At 67.3% G+C, this 22298-nt stretch carries 18 protein-coding genes and 1 pseudogene; 10 read left to right on the top strand and 9 right to left on the bottom strand.

Going from position 1 to position 22298, the window contains the following annotated elements; all coding sequences use genetic code 11:
* Positions 1 to 122 precede the first annotated feature (122 nt).
* The gene (locus B5V46_RS17410) at positions 123 to 2678 is read left to right on the top strand and encodes a response regulator (RefSeq protein WP_080617763.1); all 2556 of its coding nucleotides are present in this window, start codon (positions 123 to 125) and stop codon (positions 2676 to 2678) included.
* 13 nt (positions 2679 to 2691) lie between these two features.
* Here B5V46_RS17410 and yaaA read toward each other — a convergent pair whose 3' ends face one another.
* From yaaA to B5V46_RS17395, 3 genes are all read right to left on the bottom strand, one after another.
* Positions 2692 to 3471, bottom strand: coding sequence for a peroxide stress protein YaaA (yaaA, locus tag B5V46_RS17405; protein WP_080617762.1), 780 nt, complete (start codon positions 3469 to 3471; stop codon positions 2692 to 2694).
* 70 nt (positions 3472 to 3541) lie between these two features.
* Positions 3542 to 5584: a DNA helicase RecQ gene (gene recQ / locus B5V46_RS17400; RefSeq protein WP_080618099.1), complete on the bottom strand. Its 2043-nt coding sequence runs from the start codon at positions 5582 to 5584 to the stop codon at positions 3542 to 3544.
* A 141-nt stretch (positions 5585 to 5725) separates the two neighbouring features.
* Positions 5726 to 6013, bottom strand: coding sequence for a YggT family protein (locus B5V46_RS17395; protein ID WP_080617761.1), 288 nt, complete (start codon positions 6011 to 6013; stop codon positions 5726 to 5728).
* 152 nt (positions 6014 to 6165) lie between these two features.
* On the opposite strand from B5V46_RS17395, the gene B5V46_RS17390 reads away from it, so the two are divergent.
* The 5 genes from B5V46_RS17390 (at position 6166) to arfB (ending at position 10601) form a co-directional block, all read left to right on the top strand.
* The gene (locus B5V46_RS17390) at positions 6166 to 6699 is read left to right on the top strand and encodes an acyl-CoA thioesterase (RefSeq protein WP_080617760.1); all 534 of its coding nucleotides are present in this window, start codon (positions 6166 to 6168) and stop codon (positions 6697 to 6699) included.
* A gap of 107 nt (positions 6700 to 6806) precedes the next feature.
* Positions 6807 to 8183, top strand: coding sequence for an MFS transporter (locus B5V46_RS17385; protein ID WP_080617759.1), 1377 nt, complete (start codon positions 6807 to 6809; stop codon positions 8181 to 8183).
* The gene (gene mepA, locus B5V46_RS17380) at positions 8168 to 9079 is read left to right on the top strand and encodes a penicillin-insensitive murein endopeptidase (protein WP_080617758.1); all 912 of its coding nucleotides are present in this window, start codon (positions 8168 to 8170) and stop codon (positions 9077 to 9079) included. Before B5V46_RS17385 ends, mepA begins: the two co-directional genes overlap by 16 nt.
* Positions 9080 to 9192: 113 nt before the next feature.
* Positions 9193 to 9813, top strand: a complete 621-nt coding sequence (locus B5V46_RS17375; protein WP_080617757.1) for a queuosine precursor transporter — start codon at positions 9193 to 9195, stop codon at positions 9811 to 9813.
* A gap of 365 nt (positions 9814 to 10178) precedes the next feature.
* On the top strand, positions 10179 to 10601 hold the full coding sequence (gene arfB, locus B5V46_RS17370; RefSeq protein WP_080617756.1) for an alternative ribosome rescue aminoacyl-tRNA hydrolase ArfB: 423 nt from the start codon (positions 10179 to 10181) through the stop codon (positions 10599 to 10601).
* On the opposite strand, the gene serB is transcribed toward arfB, so the two are convergent.
* A complete protein-coding gene (gene serB / locus B5V46_RS17365; RefSeq protein ID WP_080617755.1) occupies positions 10598 to 11476 on the bottom strand; it encodes a phosphoserine phosphatase SerB in 879 nt (292 codons plus the stop codon). The genes arfB and serB overlap by 4 nt on opposite strands.
* Before the next feature lie 717 nt (positions 11477 to 12193).
* Here serB and B5V46_RS17360 point away from each other — a divergent pair.
* From B5V46_RS17360 to B5V46_RS17350, 3 genes and pseudogenes are all read left to right on the top strand, one after another.
* Positions 12194 to 13678 (top strand): SulP family inorganic anion transporter, encoded by a 1485-nt coding sequence (locus B5V46_RS17360; protein ID WP_080617754.1) that lies wholly within the window; start codon positions 12194 to 12196, stop codon positions 13676 to 13678.
* Between the two features lie 15 nt (positions 13679 to 13693).
* Positions 13694 to 14548: a universal stress protein gene (locus B5V46_RS17355; protein ID WP_196774288.1), complete on the top strand. Its 855-nt coding sequence runs from the start codon at positions 13694 to 13696 to the stop codon at positions 14546 to 14548.
* Between the two features lie 526 nt (positions 14549 to 15074).
* A pseudogene (locus B5V46_RS17350) lies at positions 15075 to 15836 on the top strand (transposase); the annotation flags it as partial.
* A gap of 176 nt (positions 15837 to 16012) precedes the next feature.
* Here the strand turns inward: B5V46_RS17350 and B5V46_RS17345 are convergent.
* From B5V46_RS17345 to B5V46_RS17325, 5 genes are read right to left on the bottom strand one after another with little or no spacing between them, the layout of a single operon-like run.
* A complete protein-coding gene (locus B5V46_RS17345) occupies positions 16013 to 17017 on the bottom strand; it encodes a TRAP transporter substrate-binding protein (RefSeq protein ID WP_231119170.1) in 1005 nt (334 codons plus the stop codon).
* A gap of 22 nt (positions 17018 to 17039) precedes the next feature.
* Positions 17040 to 18332 (bottom strand): TRAP transporter large permease, encoded by a 1293-nt coding sequence (locus tag B5V46_RS17340; RefSeq protein ID WP_080617751.1) that lies wholly within the window; start codon positions 18330 to 18332, stop codon positions 17040 to 17042.
* Between the two features lie 4 nt (positions 18333 to 18336).
* Positions 18337 to 18834, bottom strand: coding sequence for a TRAP transporter small permease (locus tag B5V46_RS17335; RefSeq protein WP_231119169.1), 498 nt, complete (start codon positions 18832 to 18834; stop codon positions 18337 to 18339).
* Positions 18827 to 20251, bottom strand: coding sequence for a mannitol dehydrogenase family protein (locus B5V46_RS17330; protein WP_080617750.1), 1425 nt, complete (start codon positions 20249 to 20251; stop codon positions 18827 to 18829). Before B5V46_RS17330 ends, B5V46_RS17335 begins: the two co-directional genes overlap by 8 nt.
* On the bottom strand, positions 20248 to 21279 hold the full coding sequence (locus B5V46_RS17325) for an L-idonate 5-dehydrogenase (RefSeq protein ID WP_080617749.1): 1032 nt from the start codon (positions 21277 to 21279) through the stop codon (positions 20248 to 20250). The genes B5V46_RS17330 and B5V46_RS17325 overlap by 4 nt, the downstream gene beginning before the upstream one ends.
* 159 nt (positions 21280 to 21438) lie before the next feature.
* Here B5V46_RS17325 and B5V46_RS17320 point away from each other — a divergent pair, with 159 nt between their 5' ends.
* Entirely contained in the window at positions 21439 to 22293 is an 855-nt protein-coding gene (locus tag B5V46_RS17320) for a MurR/RpiR family transcriptional regulator (protein WP_080617748.1), read from the top strand.
* The last annotated feature ends 5 nt before the right edge of the window (positions 22294 to 22298 follow it).

Here is a 22298-nt window from a genome sequence, read left to right as displayed (position 1 = left end):
AGTCTGAAATCGTCCGGATGCTGACACGTCGCGCGCGTAATTTGCAAGGATTCCCATCCGCGTTAATCGGCTGTTCATGCCGGCGCGGCCAATACCTGAGAAACGGGACCAGGAGGTCCGGCATGGATCTTCACGACAAGCTGGCCAGGGAGCGGCGCGCCCGTCTGGCGGCAGAGCGTCTGCTGGAACAGAAAAGCCGCGAGCTGTTCGACGCGAACCGCAGGCTCGCGCTGCGCGCCGATGCGCTGACCGAAGAGGTCGCCCAGACCCGCCAGGCCGCCGACGAGTTGCGCGGGCGCACGCATGAGGTGATGAATGAGCTGGCCGAGGTCTCGAAGGATTTCACCGTCGCCAGGCAACGGCTCTGGGATTCGCTCGAAACCGTCAAGGACGGCTTTTCGCTGTTCGGGCCCGACGATCGGCTGGTGATCGGCAACAGTGCCTTCTTCGGTCTGTTCGAGGGGCTCGAGGCGGTCAGTCCCGGTATCCGCTATGACGAGATCATCCGGCTGGCGGTCGCGGAGGGGCTTTTCGACATCGGCGATGAACGGCCGCAGGACTATGTCGAAAGCCTGTTGTCGCGCTGGCATCTCGATCCGGTGCCGCCGCGCGTGGTCCGGCTCTGGACCGGCGAATATCTCAAGCTGACCGACCGCCGCACGCCCTCGGGCGACATGGTCTGCCTTGCGATCAACATCACCGACATGATGCGGATGTGGGCCGCGGTCGAGGCGATCCCCGATGCCTTCGTGCTCTATGATGCCGAGGATCGTCTGGTGATGTGCAACGACCGCTACCGCGAGTTCTATGCCGAAAGCGCCCCGGCAATGGTGCCGGGCGCGCGGTTCGAGGACATCCTGCGCCACGGGCTGGCGCATGGTCAGTACACCGATGCGGTGGGCCGCGAGGAAGAGTGGCTGGCCGAACGCCTGGCCAAGCACCGGGAGGCCAAGGCGCCGGTCGAGCAGCGCCTTGCCGACGGGCGCTGGCTGCGCATCCTGGAACAGCGCACGCCCGATGGCGGTATCGTCGGGCTCCGGGTCGACATCTCGGAACAGAAGCGTCAGCAGGAGGCGCTCGAACATGCCCGTGTCGCCGCCGAGGCCGCGAACCGCGCCAAGTCGGCCTTCCTGGCCAATATGAGCCACGAGCTGCGCACGCCGATGAACGGGGTCGTCGGCATGGCCGAGCTTCTGTGCGAGACCGAGATGTCGGAGGACCAGCGGCTTTACGCCCATACCATCCGCGAATCGGGCGAGGCGCTGCTGGGGCTTCTCAACGATGTGCTCGACTATTCGAAGATCGAGGCCGACAAGCTCACGCTGCATCCCGCCCCCTTCGATCTGGAGCGGATCATCCATGAGGTGGCCACGCTGTTGCAGGCGCCGGCGAGGGACAAGCGGCTCGACATGCTGATCGATTACGACATCTTCCTGCCGACCCGCTTCGTCGGCGACGGGGCGCGGGTGCGTCAGGTCCTGACCAATCTCGTCGGCAATGCGGTCAAGTTCACCGAAGCGGGCCATGTGCTGGTGCGGGTCGTCGGTTTCGAGGATGCGCCGGGCAGCTACCAGGTCCATCTGATCGTCGAGGATACCGGGATCGGCATCGCGCCCGAGCTGCAGGAGCATATCTTCGGCGAGTTCAACCAGGTCGACGACCAGGAGAATCGCCAGTTCGAGGGGACGGGGCTGGGGCTGGCCATCACCCAGCGGCTGATCGGGATGATGGGGGGCGAGATCTGGCTGGTGTCGGGCAAGGGCACGGGCGCCTGTTTCGGCATCCGTCTGACGCTGCCGGTCTGCGAGGGGGCCGACGAGCTTCCGGCCGCGCCCGCGACCTGCGCCCGGCGGGTGCTGGTCGTCGACGATCAGGAAGTCAACCGGACCATTCTCGAACGTCAGCTTGGCCAGCTCGGGCTGGAGGTCGTCAGCCATGTCTGCGGCGAGCTGGCGCTGCAGGAGACAGGGCGCTTCGATCTCGTGCTCACTGATCACCGCATGCCCGGCATGGACGGCATGTCCCTGGCCCGGGCCCTGCGCGATCGCGGCTATGGCGGCCCGATCCTGATGCTGTCCTCGAACCCGACCCGGATGCGGGCGAGCGACGATCCGGTCGCCTGCGGGGTCGATCTCGTGCTGCAAAAGCCGCTTCTGCGCCGGGCGCTCTACGAGGCGGTGGCACAACTCGCGCCGCCTGCGGCCGGGAAACCGGTCCGCCTGCCGATCCCGCCGGCCCCGCTCGCGGCGCCGGTTGCCCATGGCGCGACCCCGATGCGGGTTCTGGCGGCAGAGGATAACCGCACCAACCGGCTGGTCCTTGAAAAGATGCTGGACGGGCTCGCGCTCGACATCCGCTTCGTGAAGGACGGCCACGAAGCTGTGGCGGCCTTCGCCGAAGCCCGGCCGGACCTGATCCTGATGGATATCTCGATGCCCGGCTGCGACGGCAAGGAGGCGACCCGCCGGATCCGCGCGCTCGAGGCCGGATCGGACGCCGCCCCGGTGCCGGTGGTGGCGCTGACCGCGCATGCGCTGATCGGCGATGTCGATGCCATCCTCGAGGCCGGGCTGAACGGTTGCCTGACCAAGCCGCTGCGCAAGTCCGAGATCGTCGAGACGCTCGAGGCCTACCGCCCCGAGGGTTGCCTGCCGATCCGGGGGCAGGCCGCGGGTTGAGCGTGCCCGGCGTTCAGTCCGCGTCGCCGTCGCGCAGGAAGACCAGGGTGCTGTCGTCCGAGACCTCGGGTCGGAACCGGTAGCCGCCCGTGTCGAACTCCTTCAGCGCCTCGGGGTCGGTCAGGCCGCGTTCGACGATGAAACGCGCCATCGCGCCACGTGCCTTCTTGGCGTAGAAGCTCACGATCTTCGGGCCCGAGGGCCGTTCCTCGAAGAAGACCGGGGTCACGACCTTCGGTTTCAGCGCGGCCCGGTCGGCGGCGGTGAAATATTCCTTGCTGGCGCAGTTGACCAGAACATCCGTGCCTGCCGCCTCTGCCGCCCGGTTCAGCGCCTCGGCGACGCGGTCGCCCCAGAAATCGTAAAGGCAGGCGCCCTTCTCGGTCGCCAGCCGGCTGCCCATTTCCAGCCGGTGTGGCTGGATCGTATCGAGCGGGCGCAAGAGCCCGTAAAGCCCCGACAGGATGCGCAGATGGCTTTGGGCAAAGCGCAGCGCATCGGCATCGAGAGAGGCGGCATCGAGCCCGGCATAGGTGTCGCCGTCGAAAAGATGGACGGCCGGTTTCACCGCCTCGGGGGCGGGGTCGGCCTGAAACCCCGCGAAGCGGGCGGCATTGAGGCTGGCGAGACTGTCGCTGATATGCATCAGCCGTTTCAGTTCATCGGGCGAAAGCTGCGCCGCGACCCCGGCCAGATGGGTGGCCTCGGCCTGAAATTCGGGCCGTGTCGTCCCGGCCAGCTCGGGGCCGGGTTTTTCGTCAAGCCGTTTGGCGGGCGAAATCACCACAAGCATCGGATACCTCCTGCAGGTTCGGGCGAGTGATAGCAGCCCTGCGGCCGGGGTAAAGGCCCGGGCAGGCGCCTCAGCCCTCGGCCAGCACGTCGAGGAAGGCCGCGCCGAAGCGGTCGGCCCGGCGCTCGCCCAGAAGCCGGGTCAGCGTGCCCATGTCCGAGGGCCGGATCTCGGCCAGCTTGGCGACCTGCGAGGCGGTGCAGCTCAGCGGCTTTTCGCAGCCATCCTCGCCCCGTGCCAGCCGCGACTGGGTTTCCATCAGCCGGTCGTAAAGATCGCCGGCCCCGCCCCCCGCCAGCTTGCGCCGAGCGGGATGGGGCAGCTCGGCCTCGGTGCCGGTGATGACCGCCAGGAACTCGGCGCCATGGCGTTCGAGCTTGGTGGCGCCGACGCCCGAGATCCGCGCCATGGCGTCAAGGGTCTCGGGCCGGGTCTCGGCCATCTCGATCAGGGTGCGGTCGGTGAAGATGATATAGGCGGGCACGCCCGCGGCCTCGGCCAGTGCCCGGCGCTTGGCCTTCAGCGCCGACAGGAGCGGCGCATCCTCTTCGCTGACCAGCATCTTGACGGCGGGCCGCGCGGCGGCGGCCGCGGCGATGGTGTCGCGGCGCAGCTCGATCGTCGCCTCGCCCTTCAGGATCGGGCGCGCGGCCTCCATCATCCGAAGCGCGCCGTGGCGCTCGGGATCGGGGCGGACCAGATCGCGGCCCATCATCTGACGGAACACCGCCTGCCAGCCGCGCTTGTCGAATTCGCGCCCGACGCCGAAGGTCGGCAGCTTGTCATGGCCGCGCTCGCGGATCTTGGCGGTGTCTGCCCCGGTGAGAATGTCGACCAGATGGCCGGTGCCGAAATACTCGCCCGTGCGCAGCATCGCGGACAGTGCCTTGCGCACCGCCTCGGTGGCGTCGAACCGCTCGGGCGGGTTGTCGCAGAGATCGCAATACCCGCAGGGCGCGGCCTCTTCGCCGAAATAGCCCAAAAGCGTCTGGCGCCGGCAGTCCATCGCCTCGGCCAGCCCCAGAAGCGCGTTCAGCCTTGCATGATCGGCGGCCCGGCGTTCGGGCGGGGCAGCGCTTTCGTCGATCTGGCTGCGGCGCAGGCGAATATCCTCGGGGCCGTAAAGGGTCAGCGTCTCGGCCGGCGCCCCGTCGCGGCCCGCGCGGCCGATCTCCTGGTAATAGGCCTCGATGGATTTCGGCAGGTCGGCATGGGCGACCCAGCGGATATCGGGCTTGTCGATGCCCATGCCGAAGGCGACGGTCGCGACCACGATCAGCCCGTCCTCGGTCTGGAACCGGGCCTCGACCGCGCGGCGGTCCTGGGCCTCCATCCCGCCGTGATAGGCACAGGCGCTGTGGCCGGCCTGTTCGAGGGCCCTGGCGAGGCTTTCGGTCTTGGCGCGGGTGCCGCAATAGACGATGCCCGACTGGCCCTTGCGGGCGGCGGCATAGGCCAGGATCTGGCGGCGGGGCTGGTCCTTCGGACTGAAGGCGAGCCGGATATTCGGGCGGTCGAACCCCCTCAGGAAGGTCTCGGGCGCCTCGCCGTCGAACAGCCGGGTGACGATCTCGGCCCGGGTCTCGGCATCGGCGGTGGCGGTAAAGGCCGCCAGCGGCACGTTCAGCGCCCGGCGCAGCTCGCCGATGCGCAGGTAGTCGGGGCGGAAATCATGGCCCCACTGGCTGACGCAATGGGCCTCGTCGACCGCGATCAGCCCGACGCCGATCCGGCGCAGCATGGCCGCGGTGCCGCCCGAGGCCAGCCGTTCGGGCGCCATGTAGAGAAGCTTCAGCCGCCCGGCCTCGAGCGCCTCGAACACCGCGCGGGTTTCCTCGTCGGTATTGCCCGAGGTCAGCGCGCCTGCGGGCACGCCCGCCTCGGTCAGCCCGCGCACCTGGTCGCGCATCAGCGCGATCAGCGGAGAGATCACCACGGTCACGCCGTCGCGCAGCAAGGCGGGCAGCTGGAAGCACAGCGACTTGCCGCCGCCGGTGGGCATGATGGCAAGGGTGTTGCGGCCCGAGGCCACGGCCTCGACGATGTCCTGCTGACCGGGACGGAACGCGTCGAAGCCGAAGATCGACTGCAAAAGGGCGTGGGTACGGTCCATGGGCTCCATGGCCTTCCTGAAGGGCGGCTCGGCGGCACGGACCATCCCACAGCGGCTGCGCGGGAACAACCCCCGGTCCCAACGCCCTGGCCCCGCCGCCGGAGCGCGGGACGCCGTCAGCCCGGGGGAGCCGTCAGCAGGTCAGGCGAAGACCATCATGTTGTTGGCGATGATGATCCGGAGCGCATAGATTGCGATCAGCACGATCAGCGGCGCGAGATCGAGCCCGCCGGTATCGGGCAGGATGCGGCGCACCGGCGAATAGAGCGGCTCGAGCAGCCGGTTCAGGCCCGACCAGATCTGGCGCACCAGCGGCTGGTAGACGTTGAGAACGTTGAAGCTGATCAGCCAGGACATGATGATCTGGATGATGATGATGAACCAGACGATGTCGAGGATCAGCAGGAGGATCTGGAACAGAGACAGCATGGGCAGGCCTTTCCTGGGGCGGTTGCCCCAGAGGTAGGCGGACAGGCGCCGGCGCGCAACGGGCTTTCCGTCACGCTTTCCGCAGCGAGTCCCTTGACCGCGGGTCCGTCCCGGGCGAGGCAGGGTGGCCCCAAGCGCGACGGAACCCGCCGATGTATCCCTTCTTCCGCCTGTTCAAGGAACTCTACCTGCACCGCAAGGCCGAGCCGCTGCCGCTGACCGGCATCCATGTCTCGCGCCATGTCTGCTGGCCCTGGGATCTCGACATGTGGATGGAGCTGAACAACGGGCGCACGCTGACCCTGCTGGATCTGGGGCGGCTGCCGCTGGCGCAGCGGGTCGGGCTGATCGGCGTGCTCAGGCGCGAGCGCTGGGCGCTGACCATGGCCGGCGTCTCGGTGCGCTACCGCCGCCGGGTGAAGATGTTCGACAGCTTCGAGATCCGGAGCCGCTGCGTCGGCTGGGATGACAAATTCCTTTATATCGAGCAGGGCATGTGGCGGCACGGCAATTGTGCCAATCATGCGCTCTACCGCGCGGCGGTGACCGACCGGAACGGCATCGTGCCGACGGCGCGGCTGATGGCGGCGATGGGGCAGGAGACGGCCTCGCCGCCGCTGCCCGGCTGGGTGCAGGCCTGGATCGCGGCCGAGGCCGAGCGACCCTGGCCGCCGATGACCGACTGAGCCGGGCGGGCCGCCAGAGTCTGGTGCAGGCCGGCGAAGACCGATTGCGGCGACGGCGGAAAGCCTGTCAGATGAGCGGGTTGCGGTATGGCGCGGACGGAGAGGCGATGACAGGGGTGACAGAGGCTGCGGCCCGGCGGCGGATCTGGGGCTGGTGGTTCTATGACTGGGCCAGCCAGCCCTATGCGACGCTTCTGCTGACCTTCATCTTCGCGCCCTATGTCAAGGACCTGCTGGGCGACGGCTCTGCCGCGCAGGCGGCCTGGGGCTATGGCGTGGGCGCGGCGGGGCTGGTGGTCGCGCTGCTGGCGCCGGTGCTGGGCGCCGTCGCCGATCGCAGCGGCTACCGGATGCGCTGGATCGCCCTGTTCTCGGCGCTTTACGTGATCGGCGCGGCCGGGCTCTGGTGTGCCGATCCGACCGGCTTCAGCCTGCCTCTGGTCCTTTGCTTCTTCGGGCTCGGGCTCGTTGGCATGGAATTCTCGGCGATCTTCGTCAATGCGATGATGCCCGAGCTCGGGCCGCGCGCCGAGCTGGGGCGGATCTCGGGCTCGGGCTGGGCCTTCGGCTATGTCGGCGGGCTGATCGCGTTGGTGATCACGCTGGCCCTCCTGGCCGAGAACGAGACCGGGCGCACGCTGATCGGCCTGCCGCCGGTCTTCGGGCTCGACCCCGCCACCCGCGAGGGCACCCGCGCGGTCGGGCCCTTCGTGGCCCTGTGGTACGCGGTCTCGATGATCCCCTTCTTCCTCTGGCTGAAGCTGCCGCGCCGTCCCGGAACCGGAACCCGAACCGCGACCGTGACCCGGGCGCTGGCCGAGGCCCTGCCCGAGCTTGGCCGGACCCTGAGGCGGCTGCCGCGCACGCCCAGCCTGTCGGCCTATCTTCTGTCCTCGATGTTCTACCGCGATGCGCTGAACGGCATGTATGTGTTCGGCGGCATCTATGCTGCGGGGGTGCTGGGCTGGTCGGTGGTCGATGTCGGCGTCTTCGGCATCCTCGCGGTGATCGCTGCGGCCCTTTTCGCCTGGCTCGGCGGTCGCGCCGACCGTCGCTTCGGGCCCAAGCCGGTGATCGTGGTCTGCCTGGTCACGCTGATCGCCGCGGCGGTTCTGGCGATCTCGATCTCGCGCGAGGCGGTGCTGTGGCTGCCGGTCGCCCCGGGCTCGGCTTTGCCCGACATCGCCTATTACGCGGTCGGCGCGGTGATCGGCGCGGCCGGCGGCGCGATGCAGAGCGCGAGCCGCACGATGATGGTGCGCCAGGCCAACCCGGCGCGGATGACAGAAAGCTTCGGGCTTTACGCGCTGTCGGGCAAGGCCACCGCCTTCATCGCGCCGATGTCGATCGGGATCGTGACCGATCTGAGCGGCTCGCAGCCTGCGGGCATTGTGCCTCTGGTTGTGCTTTTCCTGCTGGGGCTCGGTCTGCTAGGCTTCGTCCGGGCAGAGGGAGAACGGACGGAAAGATGGCACGCATCCTGATCGGAACCGGCCTGGCGGTCCTGCTGGCCCTGTCCATGGCGGCCCCGGCGCTTGCGGCGCCGACGGCGGCCTCGCTGTTCGGGGCCGAAAAGCGGGCCTCGCGGCAGGCGCCCCAGCCCATCGGCAGCTATGCCAGGGGTTGCGCCGCCGGGCTGGTGCAGCTGCCCGAGACCGGCCCGACCTGGCAGGCGATGCGGCTGTCGCGGAACCGCAACTGGGGCCAGCCCGAGATGATCGCCTTCATCCAGAGGTTGGGCGCCAGCGCCGCCGCCATCGGCTGGAAGGGCATCTATGTCGGCGATATCAGCCAGCCGCGGGGCGGGCCGATGACCAGCGGCCATGCCTCGCATCAGATCGGGCTCGATGCCGATATCTGGATGCTGCCGCCCGGGCGGCTGACCCTCAGCCGGGCCGATCGCGAGTCGATCTCGTCGATTTCGGTGCGTTCGGCCGATCAGCGCCGGGTGAACGGCAATTATACCGCGGCCCATGCCGCCCTGCTGCGCGCCGCGGCGATGGACCCTGCGGTCGACCGGATCTTCGTCACCGCCCCGGTCAAGATCGAGATGTGCCGGCATGCGACCCGGGCCGATCGCGACTGGCTGCAGAAGATCCGCCCCTATTACGGCCATCATTATCACTTCCATGTGCGTCTGAAATGCCCGGGCGGCGCGCGCAATTGCGTGACGCAGCGGCCGACGGTGGCCGAGCTGTCGAAGGGCGGCGACGGCTGCGACGAGACGCTGACCTGGTGGGTGACCGATTATCTCGACCCGCCGAAAAAGGCTGCCCGTCCGAAGCCGCCGGCCAAGCCCGCGCCGAAGAAACGCGGCGCCCGCGACTACACCATGGATGACCTGCCGCGCGAATGCCGCAGGGTGCTGGCGGCCGACTGAGCGCTCAATCGGGACTTGTCAGGCCGGGGGCGGGGCAGTAGGAAGCCGCGTCCCGCGGGTGCACCCCCGTGCGGGCCAAGTCTCCGCGACCTTGCCAAAACGGAACCCGCAGCATGACCCGTCTTCTTCCCGGCATCCTTGCCATGGCCGCCATTGTCGTGGCCTCGAATATCCTCGTCCAGATCCTGTTCGGCCAGTGGCTGACCCTGGGCGCCTTCACCTATCCGCTGGCCTTTCTCGTGACCGATGTGATGAACCGCGTCTACGGTGTGGCCGCCGCCCGCCGCGTGGTTCTGGCGGGCTTCGTGATGGGTGTGATCTGTTCCTTCATCGGCACCCAGATCCAGGGCGAGTTCGGCCCGCTTGTCACCCTGCGCATCGCGCTGGCCTCGGGGCTGGCCTTCCTCAGCGCGCAACTGCTGGACGTTGCTGTCTTCGACCGGCTGCGCGCCGGACGCTGGTGGCGGGCGCCGCTGGCCTCGACCCTGATCGGATCGAGCGTCGATACCGCGATCTTCTTCACCGTCGCCTTTTCCGGCGCGCTGAGCTTTCTCGAGCCCGCAAACGACGTCTCTTGGGCCGGCGAGACGCTGCCGCTGCTGGGCGTCGGGCCGCAGGTGCCGCTTTGGGTGTCGCTCGCGATGGCGGACTGGAGTGTGAAACTTGCCCTCGCCTTGATCGCCCTTGTGCCGTTTCGCCTAATCGTAAGGCGCCTCACCGCACAGCTTGCGTAAATTAACTTTACATATACCAAATCTGTGGCAGGCTGAGCTCAACGGCAACAGCAGAAAGGAGGTGGTCCAGTGTCTAGAGTGATATTGGAGAAGGGTCTTGGAACAGTCAGGGGGGCCGTGGTCTGAGGGCAACCCCAAGGACTGTAAACCTTTGATTGGGCCCATGCTCTAACCGGGCCATCTCCGTAGCTCTCGGGGCCGTTCGCAAGAACGGCCCTTTCCATTCCGACCCGTCCATCACGGAACCTCTTCCGCCCTGGCCTGCCCGCCTTCCACCGGGTCTTCTTCCCGCGCCTTAACCATGCTGCGCCGTTCCGCTGTCGCGGGCCCTTGCACCCGGCGTCCGCCGCGATAGTCTCCGCCCCATGCTGCGCATCACCGATACGCTCGTCCTCGAGGACTGGGAGCTTACCGAGGTCTTCTCGCGCTCGTCCGGGCCCGGCGGGCAGAATGTGAACAAGGTCTCGACCGCGGTCGACCTGCGCTTCGAGGCCGAGCGGTCGCCGAACCTGCCCGGCCCGGTCAAGACGCGGCTGAAGCGGCTGGCGGGGCGGCGCTGGACCCAGGAGGGCGCGGTGCTGATCCGGGTCGAGGAGACCCGCAGCCAGGCCCGCAACCGCGAGATCGCGCGCGAGCGGCTGGCCGAACTGATCCGGAAGGCGCTGGAAAAACCCAAGCGGCGGGTGCCGACCCGGCCGACGCTGGGCTCTCAGCGCAGGCGGCTCGCCGCCAAGAAGGAACGCGGCGCGGTCAAGGCGCTGCGCGGGTCGGTCGACGAGACCGACTAGGCCTCGACGAAATCGGGCTGGGCGTAGCCCTGCAGATACAGCAGCGCGGTCAGATCGCCGTGATTGACCCGCAGCTCGCATTGGGCCGCGACCGAGGGCTTGGCATGCAGCGCAACACCCGCCCCGGCCAGCCCCAGCATGCCCAGATCGTTCGCGCCGTCGCCGACCGCCAGCGCGTCCTCAAGCCCGATGCCCAGCCGCTCCGTCACCTCGCGCAGCGCCTCGACCTTGGCCTCACGGCCCAGGATCGGCTCGGCCACGGTGCCGGTCAGGCGCCCGTCCTCGATCAGAAGCGTGTTGGCGCGGTAGTCGTCAAAGCCGAGCGCGGCCCCGACTTTCGCCGCGAAATTGGTGAAGCCGCCCGAGACCAGCAGCGCATGGGCACCATTGGCCTTCATCGTCGCAACGAGCGTGCGGCCGCCCGGCATGAAGCTGATCCGCTCGGCCAGGACCTTGTCGATCACGCCGGCATCAAGCCCCCTGAGCAGCCCGACCCGCTCGCGCAGCGCGCCGTGGAAATCGAGCTCGCCATTCATGGCCCGCGCGGTGATCTCGGCCACGCGCGGGCCGACCCCCGCCTCGGCGGCCAGCTCGTCGATGCATTCCTGTCGGATCATGGTCGAATCCATGTCGGCGATCAGCAGCTGCTTGCGGCGGTTCCGGGCGGGCTGCGCGGCAAGGTCGATCCCGAGCTTCTGCAGATCGGCCCAGACCTCGCGGAAATTGTCGGGCAGGGCGGCCAGCGGAAACTCGGCGGCGATGCCGGGCGCCAGCCACACCGCCTCGCCGCCGCCCCAGGCGTTCCGAAGCGATTCGACGGTGCCGCGCTCCAGCGCGGGCTGCGCGGGGTTGGTGAGCAGGGTGACGACAAACATGGGGCAGGTCCGATCGGCTACAGAGATGGCCGCAAGAGGCCGGTCATGCGTCGCAATAGCCGAGCTTTCGCTATTGCGCCAGAGCGGGCGCCGACGCATCCGCCGCGGCCCGAGGCCCCTTGCGGCCAACCGAGATGATCACGCCGTGGCCTTCGGTTGCTGCAGAGGCTTGTGCTGCTCCGGCCCGAACCGGCCCGGTATCGGAAAAGCCGGTCGGGCGCAGTCGGGTTCCCTCGGGCCGACAATTGCATGGATCGACCTGGATGCGCGGGGCCGTCTCGGCTCCTTCGCGCCACTGCCGCCCGGTCCTGCTTCTCACCTCTGACCCGATCCGAGATATTCGCGGGGCGCGTGTTGCCATGACCGGGGGCCTGCGCCGGGCCATGGCGCCCCCTTGCCGCCACCCGGGCAAGCGGGCTGAGGAGCGGGCCTGGGCTTCCCAGCGCGGGTTTGGGCCGCCGGTCTCCGGGGTGCTGCGCACTGGCAGGGCCGGGCCGAACGGTTTCCGAATTCCCGATCCCGGCAGCCATGTCCTTCGGTTCCGGGAAGGTTTGGCTGTTTGCCTCTGCGTCGTATTTCTGTATGCGGAGGGCGTTCCGCCCCGGGCCCGGCCGCCTGCCGGGTGCTGGCCGTTCAGCGCCAATCTTCCGGACCCCCCAACACCCCGGACCGCCGCGCCCCTTGCCGGAGCGTCGACGGCCCGCCACAGGAGTGACCATGAACGCACTCTACGCCTATCGCGATCAGTGGATCGGAAACATCCGCGGCGATATCCTCGCCGGGCTGGTCGTTGCGCTGGCCCTGATCCCCGAGGCCATCGCGTTCTCGATCATCGCCGGTGTCGACCCGAAGATCGGGCTTTACGCCTCCTTCTCGATCGCGGTGATCGTGGCCATCACCGGCGGACGGCCCGGCATGATCTCGGCCGCGACAGCGGCAACGGCCGTTCTGATGGTGACCCTCGTCAAGGAGCACGGGTTGCAATACCTGCTGGCGGCCACCGTGCTGGCGGGGCTGATCCAGATCGGGGCGGGGCTGGCGAAGCTGGGCCATCTGATGCGCTTCGTCTCGCGTTCGGTCATCACGGGCTTTGTCAATGCGCTGGCGATCCTGATCTTCATCGCACAGGTGCCCGAGCTGATCGGCGTGAGCTGGGTGACCTATGTGATGGTCGCGGCGGGGCTTGCGATCATCTATCTCTTTCCGCTCCTGACGACCTCGGTGCCCTCGCCCCTGATCACGATCATCGTTCTGACGGCGGTGACGATGGCGCTCGGGATCGATGTGCGTACCGTGTCGGATATGGGAGATCTGCCCGATACGCTGCCGGTCTTCCTGATTCCCGACATCCCGCTGACGCTTGAGACGCTGCAGATCATCCTGCCCTATTCGATCGGGGTGGCCGCGGTGGGCCTGCTGGAAAGCCTGATGACGCAGACCATCGTGGACGATCTGACCGACACGCCCAGCGACCGGAACCAGGAATGCATCGGGCAGGGCATCGCCAATACCTGCACCGGTTTCATTGGCGGCATGGCGGGCTGCGCGATGATCGGCCAGTCGATGATCAACGTGAAATCGGGTGGGCGCGGGCGGCTGTCGACCTTCACCGCGGGGGCGATGCTTCTGTTCCTGATCGTCGTTCTGGGCGATCTGGTGGGGCAGATCCCGATGCCGGCGCTGGTGGCGATCATGATCATGGTCTCGATCGGGACATTCTCGTGGTCGTCGATCCGGAACCTGCGCGATCATCCGCGCTCGTCCTCCATCGTGATGCTGGCGACGGTGTTCTTCGTGGTCTACACCCACAACCTCGCGATCGGCGTTCTGGTCGGCGTGCTGCTGTCGGGCATCTTCTTCTCGGCCAAGATCGCGCAGCTGTTCAAGGTCCGCTCCGAGATCTCGCCCGACGGGCGCGAACGTACCTATGTGATCGAGGGCCAGCTGTTCTTCGCCTCGACCGAGCGCTTCATGCGCGCCTTCGACTTCAAGGAGGCGCTGGAGCGCGTCACCATCGATGTCAGCCGCGCGCATATCTGGGACGTCTCGTCCGTTGCGGCGCTGGACATGGCCGTGCTCAAGTTCCGCCGCGAGGGCGCCGAGGTCGAGATCGAGGGCATGAACGCCGCTTCGGAGACCATCGTCGACAGGCTTGCCGTCCATGACAAGCCCGGCGCGATGGACGATCTGTTGGGCCACTGAAGGGGAGATGTGACGATGACAGCCATGCTGATGGCCCTGGTCGATGGCTCGGCCTATTCCGAAAGCGTCTGCCGCCACGCGGCCTGGATCGCGAAACGCACCGGGGCGCAGGTCAAGCTCTACCATGTGCTCGATCCGCGCCGGGCGCAGGGGCGGCGCGATTTGTCCGGCTCGATCCGGCTGGGCGCGCGGACCCGGCTGATGGAACAGCTCAGCGATCTGGACGAACAGCACGCCAAGCTTTCGCAGGCCCAGGGGCGGGCGATCCTCGAGGATGCCAGGGCCCTGATCGAGGGCGAAGGCGTCGCCGATGTCATCACCCGGCTGCGCCAGGACGACATCGTCAACACCGTCGAGCAGAAAGAGGCGGCGGCCGAGATGATCGTGATCGGCAAGCGGGGCGAGGCCGCAGGGCTGGAGAGCCCGCATCTCGGCTCGAATTTCGAGCGGATCGTGCGCGCCAGTCAGAAGCCCGTCTTCGTCTCGAACCGCAGCTTCGCGCCGATAGACCGGGTACTGATCGCCTATGATGGCGGCGTCTCCTCGATGAAGGCGGTCGATTATGTCGCCCGTGACCCGATGTTTGCCGGGCTCAAGGTGATCGTGGCCACCGCCGGTCAGGAAACGGCCGATCTGCGCCGTGCGCTGGAGAATGCGCGTGCCACGCTGAATGCGGGCGGTCACGAAGCGGAGGCGAAGATCCTGAAAGGCGCGCCGGACAAGGCCCTGGCCGATCTGGTCGAAACGGATGGCATCGACCTTCTGGTCATGGGCGCCTACGGGCATTCCCGCATACGGACCCTTGTCATCGGCTCGACCACCACCGAGATGATCCGGTCCTGCAAGGTTCCGGTCGTCCTCATGCGCTAGGTCGCGAGGGGCGGGCAGGCGGTCCGGACATGCTCTGTTCCGGTCCGCATCGTGACGTTTTCCCGCCCCTTCTGTTCTCTCGGCAGGGCCTCTCTTCGTTGCGATGGCCCGCGATGCCGCGCCCGGTGCCGATATGACCCGGGGGGCGGCAATGGGCGTGCGCCGCCGACAGGTACGGCTGGCGGCTTTTGCCGCCTTGAGCCGCAAGGTCATCCGGGCCGGGCGCCTGTCGGGGCCGGGGCTCGGGGCGGGCTTTCCGGCGGGCCGCTGCCGGATGTCGAATGCCATGCGAAAGCGACTCGACCCCATGGATTTCCGGGTCTTGGTCGCGAGGCAATGGCAAGCAATCCTGACCCCACTGCCACGCATTTCTGACCCAAACCGAACCTTCGACGCGCCCCGCGAGCGTGCCTGCTATGCGGGACGAAGCTGCCGTTCTCGCTGCAAATAGTCATGTCCGCTTCCGGCCGAGGCTTTGTGGAAGCCCCAAGATGCGGTATGTTTTCTGCATTACAGGAGTGCATGTATGTCGGGTTTCATTGAAGGTGTTGATCGCGACCAGGTGACGCTGTTTCCGGACCGTCTTGAGGACTGGATCGATGAGGATCATCTGGTTCGGGTGGTGGATCTGTTTGTTGAACAGCTTGATCTGGCGGGCCTTGGCTTCGTGCGCGCGGCGCATGCGCGGACAGGGCGGCCCGGCTACCATCCCGCCGTTCTGCTGAAGCTATTCATCTATGGCTATCTCAACCGGATCCCATCCAGCCGCAGGCTGGAGCGCGAGGCCGGGCGCAATGTCGAGGTGATGTGGCTGCTTGGGCGCCTGGTGCCGGATCACAAGACCATTGCGGATTTCCGGCGTGAGAACGGATCGCCCATCCGCAAGACCTGCGCGCAATTCGTGGAGCTGTGCCGGCGGATCGGCACGTTGAAAGGCGATTGCGTGGCCATCGACGGAAGCAAATTCAAGGCGGTAAACAACCGCAACAAGAACTTCACCAAGGGCAAGATCGCCAGCCGTCTTGCGCATCTGGAGGCCGATGTCGAACGCTATATCACCGAGATGGTGCGCATCGACCGGCAGGAAACAGGCGAAGCGCGGTTGGAGAAGGTCACGCATCTGGCGCATCGATACGGGCGGCTCAAGCGGGAAATCGAGAAACTGATGGCCATGGACAAGGCTCTGGCCGATGCGCCGGACGGCCAGATCTCCCTGACTGATCCCGATGCCCGCGCTATGGCCACGAGCGCGCGCAACAGCGGGCTGGTGGGCTGCAATGCGTTAACTTAACCTTCTTGGCTAACGAATGACATTACGGTTTCGATGGGACGTCGCCCCATGTTTCGGTAACCCAGATGCGGGCGCTCGGTGTTGTAGTGGACACTCAAGATGAAACGGGCCCGGTCTTGTTCCGGGCCCGTGTCCTGCCTGCCGTCCCCATGCCGGGGTGTCGGGGGGACGTGTTACTGCGCCGCGATGGCGTCGTTCATGATCCGGGTGGCTTCCTCGACCCAGTCGGCACCGCCGATGCCATCGGCGAAACCGGGCCAGAGCGCTTTCGCCGCTTCCTGCCATTTCTCCTCGTCCTCGGGCGCACCGGTAAGGGTCATACCCAGCTCGACGAGCTTCTTCTTGGCGGCTTCGGTTTCCTCGGCCGAGACCTGACGCTCATATTGCGCGGCCTCTTCGCCGGCCCGGTCGAGCGCCTGTTGCAGATCCGCGGGCAGCCCCTGATAGAACCGCTCGGAGACGATGATCGGCCCCGACCAGATCAGATAGTGGATCTCGGTGATGTATTTCTGGACCTCGTAGAATTTCGACGAGATCGCCGTGGTATAGGGGTTCTCCTGGCCGTCGATCACGCCCTGCTGCAGCGCCGGGAACACTTCGGCCCAGGCCATCGGGATCGGGTCGAGCCCCCAGGACTTGAAGGTGTCGATGGCGATGTTGTTCTTCGAGACCCGGATCTTGAGCCCCTGCAGATCGTCCAGCGTCTTCACCTCGCGCCGGTCATTGGTCAGCACGCGGAAGCCCTTTTCGAAATAGCCCAGAACGCGCACCCCGGCCTCTTTCGGCAGGCGTTCGTTCAGCGGGCCCTTCAGCGCATCCATGGCGGCATGCGCCTCCTCGTTCGAGGTGAAGGCATAGGGCAGCATCATCACGCCGACCGAGGGCGCCAGCGGCACGAGGTTGCCGGTATAGAGGATCTCGGATTCGATCGAGCCCATGCGCAGCGCCTGGGCCACTTCCTGTTCCGAGCCAAGCTGGTTCGACGGGAAGATCTGCACCTTGATCCGGCCGTCGGAATATTGCTCGACCAGCTCCTGGAACTTGAGTGCGCCCTTGTGGGTCGGGTTGTTCTCGTTGTCGCCATGGCTGAGGCGCATGGTGTAGTCGGCGGCGGCTGCGGGCAGCGCGACGCACAGGGCCAGCGCGGCGGTGGCAAGGGTTCTGATGAACGGTTTCAAGATGGTCTCCTCCGGTTGAAACTCAGTTTATGAAGCCCAGCAAGCCGGGCAGCCACAGTGTCAGCTGGGGCACGAAGGCCACCAGCGCCATCACGGCGATCTCGGCGAACAGGAACGGGATAGAGGCCTTCGAGACCTTCTCGACCGTGGTTTCCCCGATCTCGGAGGCGACGAAGAGATTCACCCCGAGCGGTGGCGTCGAATAGCCGATCTCGCAGGCGATCACGAAGATGATGCCGAACTGGATCGGGTCGATCCCGACATTGGCCACCACCGGCAGAAGCAGCGGGGTCAGGATGATGATCTGGGTCAGCGTCTCCATCCACATGCCGATGAAGACCAGCAGCACCAGGACGAGGACGATCAGCATGATCGGGTCGGAGACCGTATCGATCAGGAAGCCCGAGACCAGCTGCGGCACCTGGAACATCGACAGCATCCGGCCGATGATCCGCCCGGTGACCAGCACCAGCATCACGGTGCCGGTGATCCGCACGGCATAGACCACCGCGTCGACGAAGACCGGTATCCGGATTTCGCGATAGACGAAGATGCCGACGAAGAGCGCATAAAGCACCGCCACGACCGAGGCCTCGGTGACGGTGAAGGCGCCGGTATAGATGCCGCCGAGGATCAGGACCGGTGCGGCCAGCGCCCATTTCGCCTCGAGCGCCGCGCGGCCGATATTGCGCAGGCTGCGCGCCTCGACATCGCCCGAGCTGTAGCCGCGCCGGACCGAGATGAACCGGCTGGTGAGCCACAGCACCACCGCCAGCAGCAGCCCCGGCACCACGCCCGCGACGAAGAGCGCGCTGATGGAGGTCTCGGAGGTGATGCCGTAGATGATCATCGGGATCGAGGGCGGGATGACCACGCCGATGCCGCCTGCCGAAGAGGTGATCGCGGCGCCGAAGCCCCTGTCATAGCCGTCGCGGATCATCGCCGGGATCATGATGGAGCCGATCGCCGCGGTGGTTGCGGGGCCCGAGCCCGAGATCGCGGCGAAGAAGGTGCAGGCGACGATGGTCACGGTGGCCAGCCCGCCCGGCGACGGCCCGACAATGGCCCGCGAGAAGCCGATCAGCCGCTGGGTCAGCCCGCCTTTCTCCATCAGGGTGCCGGCCAGGATGAACATCGGCACGGCGATGATGGTGAACTCGTCGACCGCCGAATAGGCCGTCTGCACGAGATAGGACATCGGCATGTTGGCACTGGTCATCGCCAGCACCGCGGCAAGTCCCATCGAGATGCCGACCGGCACGCCGATCAGCAGCAGAAGGACGAAGGACAACGCCATCAGAAGGGTCGGATCCATGGCCTCAGTCCCCGATTCGGGCGTCGGCCGGGCCTTCGCCGGTCTGCCAGCGGCGGACCATCACCTGAAGGATGCGGATCGACATGAAGGCAAATCCGAGCGGCACGATCATCTGCACCCAGACCAGGTTGATGCCGGTGGTCTGCGAGATGTAGGGAAATTCGAACATCGAGACGGTGAACTGGTAGCCGTACCAGATGACGACGGCGTTGAAGCCGAGCCAGAGCAGATCTGCCAGCGTCAGCATGACAAGCCGCAGCTTCGTCGGCAGCAGCCCGAGATGCAGCGAGACGCGGATATGCCGGTCGCCCTCGGCCGCGATGACAAAGCCGAAATAGACCGCCCAGACGAAGGCGAAGCGGCTGACTTCCTCCAGCCAGCTGAAGGACCGCCCCATGCCGAAGCGGGCGATGACCTGAAAGCCCAGAAGGGCCACCACGGCCGTCATCAGGATCGCCCCCAGCCATTCTTCCGGCGTGCGGCCTCCGAGGAATTTACGCATGCGCCCTCTCCCTTGCGAAATCGTCGATCTGCGCCCGGCGCTGCCGGGGATCGCCCTGCGCGAAGGCACGCAGCCACCGCGTCATGTCGGCGACAAAGCCTTCATCCTGCCCCAGCCGGGCGGGCCAGAGCGGCAGCGCCAGCACCTCGCGCGCGAAACCGGCCGCATCGCCGGCCGCCGCGCGGCGGCGCGCCATCTCGTCGCCCATCGGGTCCCGGGTCGGGATGCCGGTGCTGTCGGGCCTCGTGTCGCCCGCCTGCAGCGCCCATCCCGCCAGCACCATGGCCTGGATCTCGGCCGGGGCCCCGCGCTCCAGCCGTTCGGCGGCCGGGGCCGCGATGCGCTGCGGCAGCTTGAAGCTTGCATCGCTCGCGATCTGGTTCAGCGGGTGGTGGATGGTCGGGTTCTGCAGCCGCGCGAGGCTGGTGCGGCCATAGGCCGTGAGGTCCTCGCCTTCGGGGCAGGCTAGCGTCTCGGCCTGCGCCTGCAGGAAAAGACCGGCCCAGTCCGACAGCACCGGATCGGTCGCCGCGTCATGGCTGCTTTCGTGTCCGCAAAGGCGTCCGAGCTCGGCATAGGCCGATTGCAGGCCGTTCAGAAGCCGGTGCTTCATGTGCTCATACGGCGCCAGATCGTCCACGATCTGGACCCCGGCCCGTTCCAGCGCGGGGCGCGGCCCGGCGAAGCGGTTCTCGATCACCCATTGGCGGAAGGGCTCGGCGACCACGCCCAGAGCATCCGGCCCGCCGCAGGCCGTCTCGAGCCGGGCGCGGCTGGAGGCCGACATCGCGGGCACGATCCGGTCGACCATCGAGGTCGGGAAGGCGACGTTCCGGTCCAGCCAGTCTGGCAGGCCGGGGAAGGCGCGCGCCGCATAGTCGCGCAGGACCGCGCCCAGAAGCGTGCCGTTATCGGCGACATTGTCGCAACTGGCGAGCGTGATCGGCCCGCCTCCGGCCCGGCGGCGGCGCTCGAGCATCCAGGCGAGATAGCCGATCGCGGTGACCGGCGCCTCGGGAGCGGCAAGGTCGTCCGCCACCGCCGCCGGATCGAGCCCGAAGCTGCCCGAGCGGTGGCAATAGCCCTTCTCGGTAATGGTCAGCGTGGCGAAATCGATCCCGGACCAGTCGACATCCGGCGCGGTGCGGGCGTCATGCAGGCCGAGCAGGGTGCCGATCTCGCGGCAGGCGCGGGTCTGGCCGTCATCGGTCAGCACCGCATAGATCCCGTTCTGCGCCGCATGGCGCGCGGCAAGATCGGGCGGGGTCAGGTTGATGCCGACAACGCCCCAGTCGCCGCCCGCGCGGGCCAGATCGTCGTAATAGCTTTGCTGATGGGCCCGGTGGAACGCTCCCACCCCGAGATGCGCCGCCCGCGGGCGCAGCGCCCCGGGCCTGTAGGTCAGGGCCGACATCATGGGAAATGCACCATCACCTTCAGAGCCGCGGTCTTGTCGAGCGCCCGGGCGAAGGCCTTTTCGGGGCGGTCGAGCGGCATGTCGGCCGAAATCATCGGGCGCAGGTCGACCTCGCCCCCGACGATCTGGCGCACCGCTTCGGCGAATTCGTCGATGAAGCGATAGGTGCCGACCAGCCGGATTTCGCGGGTCAGCAGCTTTGCCAGATCGACCGGTGCCTTCGGCGGCAGGAAGCCCACCTGCACCACGGTGCCCCGGGGCTTCGCGGCCGCGATGGCGGTGCCAAGCGCCGCGGCCGCGCCCGAGGCCTCGAAGACCGCGTCGCAGCGGGGGCTGTCGGTCAGGGCGGCCATCGCGGCCGGATCGCCCGCGTCGAAGACCTCGTCGACCCCCAGGTCGCGGGCCCGCGCCAGCGCGGCCGGGGCGATGTCGCTCATCAATATGCGGGCGGCCCCGGCGGCCCGGGCTGCGGTCGCGCACATCTGGCCGATGACGCCCGCGCCGGTGACAAGCACCGTCGCGCCGGTCAGATCGCCCGCCATCGCCGCGGCATGCAGCGCCACCGCATAGGGTTCGGCCATGGCGACATGGCGCAGATCGGCCTCCTGCGGCAGGCGGATGCATTGCCGGGCCTCGACCACCAGCTCGCTGGCAAAGCCGCCATCGCAATGCGGAAACCGTGCGGCGCTACCCATGAAGGCCATGTCGGTGCAGAGATTGGTGAGACCGCGGCGGCACTGATCGCAGCTCAGGCAGGGCCGGGCCGGTGTCACCGCCACCTTGTCGCCGGACGCGAAGCCCTCGACGCCCTCGCCCGGCAGATCGACCACGGCCGAGAATTCATGGCCCAGCACCATCGGGCCGCGCAGGATCGAATCGCCGACCCGCCCATGCTGGAAATAATGGATGTCGGACCCGCAGATGCCGCCGAAGGCGAAGCGCAGGCGGATCTGTCCGCGGGCAGGATCCGGGCGCGGCGCCTCTTCGATGAGCACCCGCTCGGCACTATGGATGACACAAGCTTTCACGTTCCCCTCCTCCCTGAGGCGCAAGAAGTTTGCACTTGATGCGGAAAAATTTAGAACATACCATTCACGCAGCAGTCAAGATGGAATATTAATTCTAAAAATGCTGTCGAGCGGGGGGAGGAGACCGTGTCGCAAATAGATGGACGGGGAGCGCAGGCCATGAGCACCGACAGCGAGAATCCGGCGCCTGCGGCCGATTTCGACAGTTTGCGCGAAGCCATTGCGGACGCCCATGGCGATCTGAGCAAACGCCTGAAACTCATAGCGGATTTTGTCCTTCGCGATCCCTCTTCGGTGGCGTTTCGCACCGCTGCCACGCTGGCCGAGGATATCGGCGTCGCGCCCTCGGCCATCGTCCGCTTCGCCCAGCATTTCGGCTATTCGGGCTTTTCCGAGATGCAGGCCGTGTTCCGGGCGCAGCTGCAGGCCAGTTCCACACCCTATCAGGACCGCATCCGCGATCTGGCCAAAAGCGGCGCCGCACGCGACACCGCCGAGATGACCGACCGCTTCGTCGAGGCGGGCATCGCCTCTCTGCGCGCGCTGCGCCAGGGCGCCCCTGTCGAGCGGGTCGAGGCCGCCGCCCGGATGCTGGCCGAGGCGCGGATCGTCCATGTGATGGCGCACAAGCGCACCTTCACCGCCGCGACCTATCTTGCCTACAACCTCTCGCGGCTGGAGGTGCCGACCAACCTGCTCGACGGCAGCGGCGGCACGCTCGATCAGCAGATGGTGATGATCTCGCCCGAGGACACATTCGTCGCCTTTTCGTTCAGCCCCAGCGCCGAAGAGACCGTGGGGGCCTTCGAACGGGCCCGGGCCGCCGGCGCGCGCACCATCGCCATCACCGATCTGACCCGCGCCCCTTTCATTCACGCCGATTGCTGGTTCCAGCTTTCGGAGGCCAGCGTCGACGGGTTCCGCTCGCTCAACGCGACCATCTCACTGGCGCTGATCCTGGCCATCCGGGCCGGGACGCTCTGCGCCGAACTGCGATCCGACAACGAAGACTGAGGAAG

This window comes from Rhodovulum sp. MB263, assembly GCF_002073975.1.
Classification (GTDB): domain Bacteria; phylum Pseudomonadota; class Alphaproteobacteria; order Rhodobacterales; family Rhodobacteraceae; genus Rhodovulum.
Note: the sequence above shows the minus strand (reverse complement) of the source record. Positions and strands in the feature narration are given on the sequence as shown.